At 73.4% G+C, this 13,356-nt stretch carries 11 protein-coding genes; 7 read left to right on the top strand and 4 right to left on the bottom strand.

The genetic code is table 11. The annotated features are described in order from the left end of the window. Positions 1-36: 36 nt before the first annotated feature. The 3 genes from AC6EH9_RS11495 to AC6EH9_RS11485 are packed head-to-tail and all read right to left on the bottom strand — an operon-like array spanning position 37 to position 3,829. Positions 37-1,470, bottom strand: a complete 1,434-nt coding sequence (locus tag AC6EH9_RS11495) for a YlbE family protein (protein WP_498423233.1) — start codon at positions 1,468-1,470, stop codon at positions 37-39. Continuing rightward, positions 1,467-2,966 carry an AllF/FdrA family protein gene (locus AC6EH9_RS11490; RefSeq protein ID WP_498423230.1) on the bottom strand — a complete coding sequence of 500 codons (1,500 nt, stop codon included), beginning with the start codon at positions 2,964-2,966 and terminating at the stop codon, positions 1,467-1,469. The genes AC6EH9_RS11495 and AC6EH9_RS11490 overlap by 4 nt, the downstream gene beginning before the upstream one ends. Then, positions 2,963-3,829 (bottom strand): oxamate carbamoyltransferase subunit AllH family protein, encoded by an 867-nt coding sequence (locus AC6EH9_RS11485; protein ID WP_498423228.1) that lies wholly within the window; start codon positions 3,827-3,829, stop codon positions 2,963-2,965. Before AC6EH9_RS11485 ends, AC6EH9_RS11490 begins: the two co-directional genes overlap by 4 nt. 69 nt (positions 3,830-3,898) lie before the next feature. On the opposite strand from AC6EH9_RS11485, the gene AC6EH9_RS11480 reads away from it, so the two are divergent. From AC6EH9_RS11480 to AC6EH9_RS11450, 7 genes are all read left to right on the top strand, one after another. After that, positions 3,899-5,179, top strand: coding sequence for a PucR family transcriptional regulator (locus tag AC6EH9_RS11480; RefSeq protein ID WP_498423226.1), 1,281 nt, complete (start codon positions 3,899-3,901; stop codon positions 5,177-5,179). Positions 5,180-5,409: 230 nt separating this feature from the next. Then, a complete protein-coding gene (locus AC6EH9_RS11475; protein WP_498423519.1) occupies positions 5,410-6,855 on the top strand; it encodes a uracil-xanthine permease family protein in 1,446 nt (481 codons plus the stop codon). Between the two features lie 14 nt (positions 6,856-6,869). Then, the gene (locus tag AC6EH9_RS11470) at positions 6,870-7,769 is read left to right on the top strand and encodes an FAD binding domain-containing protein (protein WP_498423224.1); all 900 of its coding nucleotides are present in this window, start codon (positions 6,870-6,872) and stop codon (positions 7,767-7,769) included. Further along, entirely contained in the window at positions 7,766-8,329 is a 564-nt protein-coding gene (locus AC6EH9_RS11465) for a (2Fe-2S)-binding protein (RefSeq protein ID WP_498423222.1), read from the top strand. Before AC6EH9_RS11470 ends, AC6EH9_RS11465 begins: the two co-directional genes overlap by 4 nt. Further along, positions 8,326-10,719 carry an aerobic carbon-monoxide dehydrogenase large subunit gene (gene cutA / locus AC6EH9_RS11460; protein ID WP_498423220.1) on the top strand — a complete coding sequence of 798 codons (2,394 nt, stop codon included), beginning with the start codon at positions 8,326-8,328 and terminating at the stop codon, positions 10,717-10,719. Before AC6EH9_RS11465 ends, cutA begins: the two co-directional genes overlap by 4 nt. An 8-nt stretch (positions 10,720-10,727) precedes the next feature. Next, positions 10,728-11,429 carry an SRPBCC family protein gene (locus tag AC6EH9_RS11455; RefSeq protein WP_498423217.1) on the top strand — a complete coding sequence of 234 codons (702 nt, stop codon included), beginning with the start codon at positions 10,728-10,730 and terminating at the stop codon, positions 11,427-11,429. Then, positions 11,426-12,829, top strand: a complete 1,404-nt coding sequence (locus AC6EH9_RS11450) for an amidase (protein ID WP_498423215.1) — start codon at positions 11,426-11,428, stop codon at positions 12,827-12,829. The genes AC6EH9_RS11455 and AC6EH9_RS11450 overlap by 4 nt, the downstream gene beginning before the upstream one ends. On the opposite strand, the gene AC6EH9_RS11445 is transcribed toward AC6EH9_RS11450, so the two are convergent. Continuing rightward, positions 12,816-13,355 (bottom strand): 2'-5' RNA ligase family protein, encoded by a 540-nt coding sequence (locus tag AC6EH9_RS11445; RefSeq protein ID WP_498423213.1) that lies wholly within the window; start codon positions 13,353-13,355, stop codon positions 12,816-12,818. The genes AC6EH9_RS11450 and AC6EH9_RS11445 overlap by 14 nt on opposite strands. Position 13,356 lies beyond the last annotated feature (1 nt).

Below are 13,356 nucleotides of genomic sequence, written 5' to 3'. Positions count from 1 at the left end.
GCGGTTCACAGCGGCGAGTTCACGCCGACTCGGCGGTCAGGCGCGCTCGCGGGTACGGCGCGCGAGGGCGGCCAGCGCCTTGGGGAAGATCTCCTCGGGCGGGTTGACCAGACCGGCCCCGACCTGGCCCACGCCCGCCTTGGCGCCGGCCATGCCGGTGTTGATCTGCGGCAGGATCCCGGTCCGGCAGACCAGGCTCACGTCGATCCCGCTGGGGACCCCCTGGAACTCCAGCACCGGCACCGACCAGCGCGGGCTCTCGCCCAGGCAGATCTCGTGCATCCGGCGGGTGGTGGCCAGCGCGTCGGGCACGGTGCCGCCGACCAGCCGGACGATCGCCGGGGCGGTGGCCATCGCGAAGCCGCCGATGCCGGCGGTCTCGGTGATCGCGGAGTCGCCGATGTCGGGGTTGGCGTCCTCGGGCCCGTAGTCGCCGAGGTAGAGCCCCTCGGCCACCTGGGCCGGGCCGGTGAACCACTCGTCGCCGGTGCCGGCGGTCTGGATGCCGAACTCGGTGCCGTTGCGGGCCATCGCGACGACCATCGTCGAGCCCTCGATGCCGCGGGCGGCGTCCAGCGCCAGCTTGCAGGCGGGCATCGCGAGGTTGAGGAAGAAGTGGTCGTTGCCGCCGATGAAGCGCATCGCGTCGGCCACGTCGGAGGTGGCGAAGCCCGACTCGACCATCGCCGGAGCCAGGTCGCGCATCATCATCAGCGTGCCGGCGCGGTTGCGGTTGTGGGCCTCGTCGCCCATCTGCAGCATCTGGGTGAGGATGCCGGTCACGTCGACCGGGCCGCTGGCGGCGACGGTGGTGCGCACCGCCTTCTGCAGCAGCGGGCCGAGCACCCCCGACATCCAGCGCAGCCGCTCGAGCACGTCCGGGCCGTAGGCGCCGTAGCGCAGCACCTTGCCCAGGCCCTCGTTGAGCGAGCAGTAGGTGCGCTTGCCGGTGGCGGGGTCCTCGAGGACGAACATCCACATCGAGGGCGAGACCAGACCGGCCATCGGGCCGACCGCGTTGCGGTGGTGGCAGGGCCCGAGGGTGAAGCCCTTGCCGGACTCGAAGAGCGCGACCGCGTCCTCCGGGTCGTCGACGAGGCCCTCCAGCGCGGCGGCGCCCATCAGCGCGCCGCGCAGCGGGCCGGACGCGGTGTCCCAGCCGATCGGCGGGCCGGCGTGCAGGAAGTCGCCGCGCTCCAGGCCGAGGACCTCGGAGGCGGGGGCGACGTCGACGAGGACGGCCTGTACGGCGAACATCGCGGCCAGCGCGCGCTGGTTCGCCGCCAGGCGCAGCGGGTCGGCGGCGACCGTGGCGAGGTCGGCCTCGGTGCCCGGCATCGGCGGGCGCCAGTCGACCCGGCTGACCGGGACGGCCTGGGCGGCGACGGCGTCGGCGAAGAGGTCGACGCCGGTGCCGACGACGTGCCCGGGGGTGCCGGTGGTGGGGGTGCCGGTGGGCGTGGTGGTCATCGGGCGGCTCCGATCAGCTCGACCGCGCGGCGGGCTGCGGCGGCATTGGACAGGTGGACCTCGGCGCCGGCCTCGGCCAGCGTCTTGGCCTGGCGCTCGAGCTCCTGGGGGTCCAGCGAGGTCCCCACGAGCGCGATGACGACGGGCTTGCCGACCTCGGCGATCGCCGGGGCGAGCGCGGAGGCGGGGTCGGCCTCGGCGCCGTGGCCGAGGACGACGTCGAGCAGCAGGACGCCGGTGAGCGGGTCGGCCGCGGCCCGGGCGAGGTGCTCCAGGCGCAGGGTCGGGTCGATCATCGGGTGCGCGCGGCCCTGGGTGAGGCCGTCGTCGCCGAAGTCGATCATCAGGTGGGCCTCGGCGGTGAGGTCGGAGCCCAGGGCCAGCTCGGGGGAGAGCGGGATGTTGCTGCGGATCGGGCCGAGGTCGGCCCGGGCGACGAGCATCGCCTCGTCGCACAGGGTGCCGCCGGCGAAGAGCCCGCGCAGCAGCGGACCGGCCGCGACGATGGCCGGGTCGCCCCAGGTCGGCCACGTCGGCACCGGGCGCCCGAGCCGGGTCAGCACCCGCTCGGCGGCCGAGGTGAGGTCGGGCTGTCCGTCGCCCAGCAGCGCGAGCTCCACGGGGGTGGACAGGGTGGCGGCGAACTCGGTGATCGCGGCGGCGACCTCGGGGGCCGGGGGCTTGGAGACCAGCACGATCATCTCCACGGCCGGGTCCTCGTCGAGGCGGCGCAGCGCGGTGCGCGTGGACAGCCCGCCGACGTCGGTGGACAGGTCGCGACCGCCGACGCCGAGCGCGGAGGTGACCCCGACGCCGGCGTGGTCGAAGAGCGCCAGCAGCTGCTGGCAGCCGGTGCCGGAGGCGGCGACCAGGCCGACCGGACCGGGCGCGGTGATGTTGGCGAAGCCGAGGCCGAGGCCGCCGACCAGGGCGGTGCCGCAGTCGGGGCCCATCACCAGCAGGCCGCGCTCGGTGGCGGTGTGCTTGAGCGCCAGCTCGTGCTCGAGCGGCACGTTGTCGCTGAAGATCATCACGTCGCGCCCGGCGTCCAGGGCGTCCATCGCCTCGACCAGGGCGGCCTGGCCGGGCACGCTGATCAGCACGACCTCGTCGCCGGTGGCGCTGCGGCGCAGGGCGCTGCGGGTGGTGCGGGGCGCGGCGAGCTCGCTGGCCTCGGAGGACGAGGAGGAACGGGTGGCGGCCGCCAGGGCCGCGTCGACGCCGGCGAGCGCCCGCTCCAGGGCGTCCTCGGTTGCGTCGGGGGCCAGCCGGACGGCGACGACCATGTCGTTGCCGGTCGCCTCGCCGGGCACCGTGAAGCCCATCTGCTCGAGGACCTCGAGGTTGAGCGCGGTGGCCATGGCGACCTGCGCGGCGGCGACGCCGTCGATCGCGGCGACGGTCCGGCTCACCTGGAGCAGGGTGACCGAGTCCGCGTACGCGCCTCGCCTGAGCTCGACGTGAGGTGCGGTCGGCTCCACTGAGGTGGTGGTCATGCGCAACGTCTCCCTTCGGAGATGGGGATGGGGGTGGAACGGGTGAAGAGGTCAGGGTGGGCCAGGTCGCCCTCGGCCAGGTCGCCGCCGGCCAGCGCGTCGGCGGCCAGGGCGGCGGCGGCCAGGGCGGCGCCGAGCAGCAGGCCGGCTCCGGAGGTGTGCCCGACCGTGGTCAGGGCGCGGGCGGTCTCGCGCAGGCCGGTCGCCTCGCCGTCCGGCAGCTCGGCGCAGCGCAGCAGGTCGGCGAACTCGGGGAGCACCTCGCCGTGCAGCGCACAGTCCAGCAGCGCGGCCGAGAGCAGCCCGGTGCGCTCGAGCCCGTCGCGGACGGCCGCCTCGAGCGCGGGGGCGGGGACGCCGGCGGCGCGGCGCAGTGCGAGCCACCCGCACAGCACGTCGTCGCCGAGCGGGGTCAGGCCCTCGCCGAGGCCGAGCAGCGCCGCCACGGCGCCGGGGTCGCCGGTGGCCAGGCGCTGGAGGCTCCGGCGGGGCAGGGCGTGCCGGACGTGCGCGGGCACGGCCCCGCCCAGCCCGGCGAGGCGCTGCAGGCCCGCCGCGGTCAGGGGCGGCGCCTGGACGTCGAGGACCCGGCCGATGCGCAGCACGGTGTCGTCCAGCTGCAGCGCGCCACGTGAGACCCGGGCCGCGCGCGTCGAGGCGAGGGCGCCCAGCTCCGGGGAGGCCAGGCGCAGGGCGCACGGTACGGCGCTCGCCGCGGTGGAGACGACCCCGACGCAGCGGCCGGCGACCTCGACGTAGAGGGCATGGCGACCGCGGTGCACGATCCTCGCCGGGCCGTCGCTCTCGGCCAGCAGGCGGCGCACCCGGGCAGGGGCGGCGACGGCGAGAGCGAGGGGAGGCACCTGCTCGACGCTATCGGGGCACGCTACGGTTTGCCGATGTGAGGTTCTGACAAACCAATCGTGATCGAGGTGCAGAAGTTGATAACGCCCAGGCCGGCAACCGCAGAGAACGCCGCGTGGGCGCTGGCGCGGGTGGACACCCTGCACACGGCGCTGACGCAGATCGTCCTGGAGGGGGGGAACCTGAGCCAGATCACCGCCGAGGTGGCCCGGGTCCTGGACGTGGGGGTGCTGGTGACCTCGACCGACGGCCGCGAGCGCGCCGGGGTGCTCGACCCGGACATGCGCGCCGCGATGGAGGAGCTCGACCTCTTCGACCACACCGGCCGGTTCCGCGTCGAGCGGACCAGCACCCAGGGCACGCCGGCCGGCGCGGGGCAGGTCCGGATGCTGCGCGTGGTCGCGGGGGGCGCCGACCTGGCCCGACTGGTCTGCTTCCGCCCGGTCGGCGAGATCCCCTCCGACGACGTGCACGCGATGGAGCGCGCCGCGGCGGTGGCCGCCCTGCTGATCACCCGCGAGGAGGCGGTGACCGCGGTGGAGAACAAGTACCGCGGCGACTTCCTGCGCGACGTCTTCCTCGGCCGCGCCGGCGGCATCGACTACGTGATCGAGCACGCCGAGGGGTTCGGCTGGGACCTGGACCGGCCGATGGTGGTGGTGGCCGCCGAGATCGACCCGCTGCGCCCCGAGGAGGCGCCCGTCTCCAGCCGGGTGCGCCGCCGCTGGCAGGAGCGCTTCTCCTCGGCGTGGAGCCAGGTGATGCAGGGGTACGACGCCGCCGCGCCCAGCGTGGACTTCTCCTCCGAGGTGGTGACCCTGATCCCGGTGGGGGAGCCTTCCGAGGACGCCGGCGAGGCGGTCGTCAGGCGGCTGGTGACCGGTGTGCGCGGTGACAAGGGCGGCGGGCGCCGGGCGTTCTCGGTGGGGGTGAGCCGGGTGGTCACCTCCCTCGACCAGCTGCCCGAGGCCTACGCGCAGGCCCGGCGGGCGGTCGAGGTGGGGCGCCGCGTGCACGGCGGCGGCTCCACCACGCACTTCGACCAGCTCGGCGTGCACCGGCTGATCGCGCTGGTGCCGGACACCGGCGAGCTGAGGGCCTTCGCCCAGGACGTGCTCGGCCCGCTGTCGGGCGCCACCACGGAGGCGGTCGACCTGCGCGAGACCCTGCAGGTGCTGCTCGACACGAACTTCAACGTCGCCGAGGCCGCGCGGCTGCAGTTCTTCCACTACAACACGATGCGCTACCGGGTCAGCAAGCTGGAGCGGCTGCTGGGCCCGCTCTCCTCCGATCCCCATCTGCGCCTCGACGTGGCCGTCGCGCTGCGGGTCCTGGAGATCGTGGACTGAGCCGGTTCGGCTGCGATCGGGTAACCGTCCGGTCACGAGTGCAATAAATCCGGCGTTCTGCTGCGCCCACCCGTCCTCCTCCCCACAATGTCTGCCACGAGTCTCCTGGGGTGTTCGGCAACACTCGCCGTGTCTCAGGTCTCGCCCGGACTACTAGGTTCGGCACCCACATGGGGTGTGGCCCGGACCGTGACCCTCACGGTCCCCCCTAAGGAGGCAGCACTGTGTCGATGTTCAAATGGGACCTGGTGGACCCGAAGCCTGGGGAGGCGGTGGCACCCCACCAGCGATTGAGTTGGGGCAAGACCACGGGCCTCGGCGCCCAGCACGTGGTCGCGATGTTCGGTGCGACGTTCGTCTTCCCGATCGTGATGGGGCTCAACGCCAACCTCGCGATCATGATGAGCGGCATCGCGACGATCTGCTTCCTGCTCATCGTCAAGGGCAAGGTACCGAGCTACCTCGGCACCTCCGCGGCCTTCGTGGGCGGCGCAGCCGCCATCTACGACCAGGATGGCGGCCCCGCTGACGTCACCGGTGCCATCCTCGTGGCCGGCGTGGTGCTCGCGCTGGTCGGCCTGGTCATCCACTTCTTCGGCGCCGACGTGGTCAACGCGGTCCTGCCTCCCGCCGTGACCGGCGCGGTGGTGATGCTGATCGGCTTCAACCTGGCCCCGGTGGCGACCGGTACCTACATGCCGTCCGACCCCTGGCTGGCGATCCTCACGATGACCGCGGTCATCATCATGGCGGTCGCCTTCCGCGGCTTCCTGGGGCGCATCGCGATCGTGCTCGGCCTGGTCTTCGGCTACGTCGCCTCGTTCCTCGCCGACAAGATCTTCGGCAAGACCGACGCCCCGCTGCCGAGTGATGCCGACCCCGGCCCGCACTGGCGCGTCGACTGGGCCTCGGTGAGGGAGGCCGACTGGTTCGGCCTGCCCGGCAAGACCGCCGACGGCCTCGTCGGCAACCAGGCCCAGCTGGACAATCTCGGCGCGGTCGGTTGGCACCTGCCGAGCTTCTCCGTGACGTTCACGCTGCTCGTCATCCCGGCCGTCATCGCGCTGGTGGCGGAGAACGTCGGACACGTCAAGGCCGTGGCCGAGATGACCGGCAGTGACCTGGACCCCTACATGGGCCGCGCCGTCGCCGCCGACGGTGTCGCCACCGTCGTCGCCACCTCGGTGGGTGGCTCTCCCACCACCACGTACGCCGAGAACATCGGCGTGATGGCCGCGACCCGGGTCTACTCGACGGCCGCCTACTTCGTGGCCGCGCTGGTTGCGATCCTGCTCGGCCTGGTGCCGAAGTTCGGTGCGATCGTCAACGCCACGCCGCCGGCCGTCCTCGGCGGGATCACGCTCGTGCTCTACGGCATGATCGGCCTGCTCGGCGCGAAGATCTGGACCGAGAACAAGGTCAACTTCGCCAACCCGGTGAACCTCGTGCCGCTGGGCGCCGGAATCATCCTCGCCATCGGTGACGCGAAGCTGAAGTTCACCGATGACTTCGTGCTCAGCGGCATCGCTCTCGGCACCCTGGTGGCGGTCCTCGGCTACCACCTCGCCCGTCTGGTGTCTCCTCCGCGCAACTCCGACGGCAGCCTGATCGTCGTCGGTGGCCCCGGCACGAACGTCGAGGACCACGCGGCCGCGCACCACCACCCCAAGCACTGACAGGAAGTCCCCCTGTGAAACCAGCACCCTTCGCGTACGCCCGCCCCGCCACCCTCGAGGAGGCGCTCCACACCCTGGCGAACAGCCCGGAAGCGAAAGTGCTGGCCGGAGGCCAGAGCCTGGTGCCGCTGCTGTCCATGCGACTGGCAGGACCGCGCACCCTGGTCGACATCAACGCACTGCCCGACCTGGACCACGTCAGCGTCGACGCTGACGGGGTCCGGGTCGGGGCGCTGGCCCGCCACGCCGCGGTGCTGGCCCACCCGGGTGCCCGCGCCGCCCAGCCGCTGCTCGCGCTCGCGCTCGACAACGTCGCGCACGCCACCATCCGCAACCGCGGCACCACGGTCGGCTCGATCGTGCACGCCGACGCGGCGGCGGAGATGCCGGTGGTGCTCCGCCTGCTGGGCGGCTCGCTCGAGGTCGCCTCCAGCACCGGACGGCGCACGATCGCGGCCGACGACCTGTACCTCGGCCCGATGGAGTCCTCGCTCCACCACGACGAGATCGCCGTCGAGGCGTTCTTCCCGGCACTGCCCGCCGGCGCCGGGGTCGCCTTCGAGGAGCTGGCCCGCCGCCACGGCGACTACGCCATGTGCGGCATCGCGGCGCTGGTGCGCCTGGACGGCGAGTCGGTCGTCGAGGCGCGCGCCGGCTACCTGTCGGTCTGCGACGTGCCCACCGTGGTCGACCTGACCTCCGATCTGGCCGGCGGCTTGCGCGAGGAGTCCCTGGCCGCGGCGGGGGAGTCCGCGCTGGCTCAGCTCGACCCGGTCGACGACATCCACGCCACCGCCAGCTACCGCGCCCAGCTCACCCGGGTGCTCACCGCGCGCGTCCTGCGTGCGGCGTACGACGATGCGCGGGCGCGCGCGGCCTCGGCCGGCGCCCACGCGAAGGAGGACCAGGCATGACCACCGAGCAGCACATCGACACCCACACCGGCGAGGAGCTCCACACCGTCCGGCTCAGCGTCAACGGGAACGCGCACGAGATCGAGGTCCCCGCGCGCCGGCTGCTCAGCGACGCGCTGCGCCTCGACCTCGGTCTGACCGGCACCCACGTCGGCTGCGAGCACGGCGTCTGCGGCGCCTGCACGATCCTGCTCGACGGCACGCCGGTGCGCGCCTGCCTGATGTTCGCGGTCTCCGCCGAGGGCGCCGAGCTGACCACGGTGGAGGGGCTCACCGAGCCCGACGGCTCGCTCAGCCCGGTGCAGCAGGCGTTCAGCGACTGCCACGGCCTGCAGTGCGGCTTCTGCACCCCGGGCTTCCTGACCACGATCACCGCCGGGCTGCGGGAGAACCCGTGTCCCAGCCACGAGCAGGCCCGCGACATGATCGCCGGCAACCTGTGCCGCTGCACCGGCTACCAGAACATCGTCCGCTCGGTCGAGCGGGCCGCGGAGATCATCGCCGAGCGGTCCGCGCAGACCCCGCCCGGCGACGGCGACGACGAGGAGGCACCCCGATGACCACGAAGCTCTTCGGGACCCGCGTCGCCCGGGTCGAGGACCAGCGCTTCCTGCGCGGGCAGGGCCGCTACGTCGACGACGTCGGCGTCGACTCCGCGACCGACATCCTGCACGCGGCGGTGCTGCGCAGCCCGCACGCGCACGCCCGGATCCTCGACATCGACGTCGCCGACGTGCTCGAGGTCGAGGGCGTCCACGCCGTCTACACCTACGAGGACCTGCTGGGCCCGGCCGCCGAGCCGCTGCCCCTGCTGATCCCGCACCCGACGCTGACCCACGGCCGCACCCAGTACGCCCTGGCCCGCGACGAGGTCAACTACGTGGGCGAGGCGATCGCCTTCGTCGTGGCCGAGGACCGCTACGTCGCCGAGGACGCCGTCGGCCGGATCCGGGTGCAGTACGAGGTGCTGCCGGCCGTGGTCGGCATCGAGGCCTCCCGCGCCGCCGAGCACCTGGTGCACGAGGACGTGCCCGGCAACGTCGCCGCGCGCAGCGAGCAGCACAACGGCGACGCCCCCGCCGAGATCGCCAAGGCCCCGCACACGCTCTCGCTGGACCTCAGCATCGAGCGCAGCGCCTGCACCCCGATGGAGGGGCGCGGCACGGTGGCCCGCTGGGACGCCGACCAGAACCGCCTGCAGCTGTGGACCTCGACGCAGACCTCCACCGGGGTCCGGGCGGCCGTCGCGGCCAAGCTGGGCCTCGACCTCGGCCAGGTCGACGTGATCACCCCCGACACCGGCGGCGGCTTCGGCGTCAAGATCAACCACCCCTGGCCCGAGGAGGTGCTGGTGCCGCTGGCGGCTCGCGCCCTGGGCCGGATGGTGAAGTTCACCGAGGACCGTCGCGAGCACTTCATCTCCTCGGCGCACGAGCGCGGCCAGCTGCACCACGTCGAGGTCGGCTTCGACGACGACGGTCGGGTGCTGGGCCTCGACGTGATGTTCTGGCACGACCACGGCGCCTACACGCCGTACGGGCTGATCGTGCCGATCGTCGCCTCGACGCAGCTGCTCGGCCCCTACAAGCCCAAGGCCTACCGGGTCACCTTCGAGAGCATCTACACCAACACCGTCATCGTCACCCCCTACCGCGGCGCCGGACGCCCGCAGGGCTGCTTCGTGATGGAGCGGACCATGGACGCGATCGCGGCGTACCTGGGCAAGGACCGGCTCGAGGTCCGTGCGGCGAACTTCATCCAGCCCGACGAGTTCCCCTACGACCAGGGCCTGATCTTCCAGGACGGCCGGCCGCTGATCTACGACTCCGGCGACTACCCGCAGATGCTGGAGAAGACCAAGGCGCTGATCGGCTGGGACGAGTTCCCCGCCATGCAGGCCCAGGCCCGCGCGGAGGGACGCAAGCTCGGCATCGGCCTGGCCTGCTACGTCGAGGGCACCGGCGTCGGGCCCTACGAGGGCGCGCACGTGCACATCGAGACCAACGGCAAGGTCAAGGTCGCCACCGGCCTGACCACCCAGGGCCAGGGCCACCAGACGGCGTTCGCCCAGATCGTCGCCGACGAGCTCGGGGTGCCCTTCGAGGACGTCGAGATCGTCACCGGCGACACCCGCCGGATGCCGTACGCCGTGGGCACCTTCGCCTCCCGCGCCGCGGTGATGAGCGGCTCGGCGATCCACAAGGCCGCCAAGCGGACCAAGGAGAAGGCGCTGCGGATCGCCGCGGACGCGCTCGAGGTGGCCGAGGCCGACCTCGAGATCGTCGGCGGCGTGGTGCGGGTCAAGGGCTCACCCGGGTCGGCGATCGCGCTCGGCACCGTGGCGGTGCTGTCGAACCCGCTGCGCTACGCCTTCGACGAGTCCTCCAAGCAGGCCACCCAGTTCAGCGTGGGCGACCCCGCCAAGACGCCGGTGGCCGAGGGGGAGGAGCCCGGGCTGGAGGGCAAGGACTTCCACTCCGTGACCGGTGCGACGTACGCCGCGGGCATGCACGCGGCCATCGTCGAGACCGACCCGCTCACCGCGGAGATCAAGATCGTGAAGTACGTCGTGGTCCACGACTGCGGGCACCTGATCAACCCGATGCTCGTCGAGGGCCAGATCCACGGCGGTGTCGCGCAGGGCATCGGCGGCGCGCTGTACGAGAAGATGGCCTACGACGAGAACGGGCAGCTGCTCAACGCCTCCTTCATGGACTTCCTGATGCCCTTCGTCACCGAGATCCCCGACGGCATCGCGATCGACCACCTGGAGACGCCGTCTCCGTCCAACCCGCTGGGCATCAAGGGCGCCGGCGAGGCCGGGGTCATCCCCACCTCCGCCGTGTTCGCCTCGGCCATCGAGGATGCCGAGGGCTTCGACATCACCGCGATGCCGATCTCGCCCTCGGAGCTCTTCCACCTGCGCCTCGCGCACACCACCACTGACTAAGGAGCACCATGAAGATCTCCGGAGAGCACGTCCTGCACGCCCCCGTGGCGGCCGTCTGGGACGCGCTGCTCGACCCGCAGGTGCTGGTGCGCACCATCCCGGGCTGCGAGCGTCTCGAGGCGACCGGCGAGAACGCCTACGCGATGACCGTCACCGCCGGCGTCGCGTCGATCCGCGGGACCTACAACGGGGCCTGCGCGATGACCGACCTGGTCGAGCACGAGTCGCTGCGGATGAAGCTCGACGGCTCGGGCGCCCCCGGCACGGTCGACGCGACCGTCGACGTGACGTTCAGCGAGGCCGGCGAGGGCACCACGAAGATCGCCTACACCGCCGACGCCGTGGTCGGCGGGATGGTCGGCGGGGTCGGCCAGCGCATCCTCACCAGCGTGGCGCGCCGGATGGCGGGCGAGATGTTCGGCAACGTCGAGAAGGTGATCGCCGCCGGGGGAGTCAGCGCCCTGGCCGGCGAGCCGCCGGCCGCCGGCTCGGCCCCGGTGGCCCCGGTGGCCGCAGCGGGCGCCGCGGGTGTCGCTCAGCCGGCGGCCTCCGGCGCGGCGTCCGACGCAGCGCAGGTCTTCAGCGCGCCGAGCCGGCCCTCGGCCGTCGGCGGCGGCTCCGGCGAGGACTTCCTCAAGGGCGTCGGCGTGGGTGCCGGGCTGGTGCTCGTCGGCGTGCTGGTCGGCGCGCTGCTGGGCCGTCGGCGATGAGTGATCTCACCGCCGACTCCACCGCCCGGGAGATGGCGGCGGCGGTGCGGGCCAAGGAGGTCTCGGCGCGCGAGCTGCTCGAGCTGCACCTGACCCGGATCGCCGAGCGCAACCCCGAGCTCAACGCGATCGTCTCCCTCGACGAGGACCGCGCCCGGGCCGGGGCTCTCGCCGCCGACGAGGCGCTGGCCTCCGGGGAGGAGCCGGGTCCGCTGCACGGGCTGCCGTTCGCGGTCAAGGACACCCACGCGGTCGCGGGCTGGCGCACCACCTACGGCTCCCCGCTGTACGCCGAGCACGTCCCCGAGCGCGACGAGCTGCTGGTGGAGCGGATCCGGGGCGCCGGCGCGGTGCTGATCGGCAAGACCAACGTGCCGGAGTTCGCGGCCGGCTCGCACACCTTCAACAAGGTCTTCGGCACCACGCTGAACCCGCACGACCCCTCGCGCTCGGCGGGCGGGTCAAGCGGGGGAGCGGCCTGCGCGCTGGCGGCCGGCATGGTCCCGCTCGCGGACGGCTCGGACATGGGCGGCTCGCTGCGCAACCCCGCGTCGTTCTGCGGGGTGGTGGGGCTGCGCCCGTCCCTGGGCCGGGTGCCCGAGTGGCCGCTGTACAACCAGTGGGAGACCACCTCGGTGGGCGGCCCGATGGCGCGCAACGTCGGCGACCTGGCACTGCTGCTCTCGGTGCTCGCCGGCCCCGACCCGCGGGCGCCGCATGCTCTGGGCGAGCCCGGCGCCAGCTTCGCCCCGCCGCTGACCGGCTCGCTGGCCGGCTCGCTGACCGGTCTGCGGGTGGCGCTGTCGGTCGACCTGGGCGGCGCGTTCGAGGTGGACGACGAGGTCGCCTCGGTGGTCGAGGAGTCCGCGGTGGCGTTCGCCCGCGCCGGGGCCCGGGTCGTCGCCGCGACCCCGGACCTGCACGAGGCCGAGGACACCTTCCGCACCCTGCGCGCGTGGCACTTCCAGGCGAAGTTCGGGCGGCGCCTCGCCGAGCACCCCGACGCCTTCAAGGCCTCGCTGGCCGACAACATCCGGGCCGGGGAGGCGCTCACCGGCGTCGACGTGGCGCGCGCCTACAGCCAGCGCACGGCTCTGTCGGAGCGGATGCGGGTCTTCTTCGAGTCCCACGACGTGCTGGTGCTGCCGGTCTCGCAGGTGCCGCCGTTCCCCGCGGACCAGGAGTTCCCCGCCTCGATCAACGGGCGGCCGATGGAGACCTACCTGGACTGGATGCGCTCGGCGTACTTCATCACGGTGACCGGCTGCCCGGCCATCGCCGTACCCGCCGGGCTCACCTCCGACGGCCTGCCGGTCGGCATCCAGATCGTCGCGCCGCACGGCGGAGAGCGACGACTGCTGGAGGTCGCGGCGGCGTTCGAGGCGCTCAGCTCGCGCTGAGCCCCTGCGCCGGGGCCGGCTCGACGAGCCAGGCGCGCTTGCCGGGACTGTCCCAGCGGCGCAGCCTGGTCGCCGTGGCCGGCAACGGCGCGTGCTCGGTGAGCAGGTCCAGCGCCGTGGCCACCTGGGCGCTGGTCAGGGCGTGGGCCAGGCTCACGTGCGGCACCCAGCCGCCCGGCGCGCTGAGCGGCGAGCCGCCTGGCCCGAGCACGGCGTGCGCCCGCCGGTGCAGCTCCATCAGCTCGGGGGTCACCAGCACATGGCGCACCAGGACGTGGCCGCGCCGGTTGTGGAACAGCAGCGGCGCCCCGATCCGCACCTCGACCGGCAGCAGCCGCGCCACCTGCCAGAGCTCACGCTCGCGCTCGGCGGGCACGTCGTCGCGCGCATCGAGGGTGAGGTGCGGGCGGTTGGTCGCCGAGGTGTGGTGCGCCAGGCTCGGCAGCCCGGCGCCGGCGAGCACGTCCCACTGACGGCGGATCCGCTCCTCGCTCGACGGGTCGAGCAGCAGCTCGAGGGACTGCACG

This window comes from Nocardioides sp. Z21_20, assembly GCF_059766585.1.
This window is presented reverse-complemented; position numbering and strand designations above follow the sequence as displayed.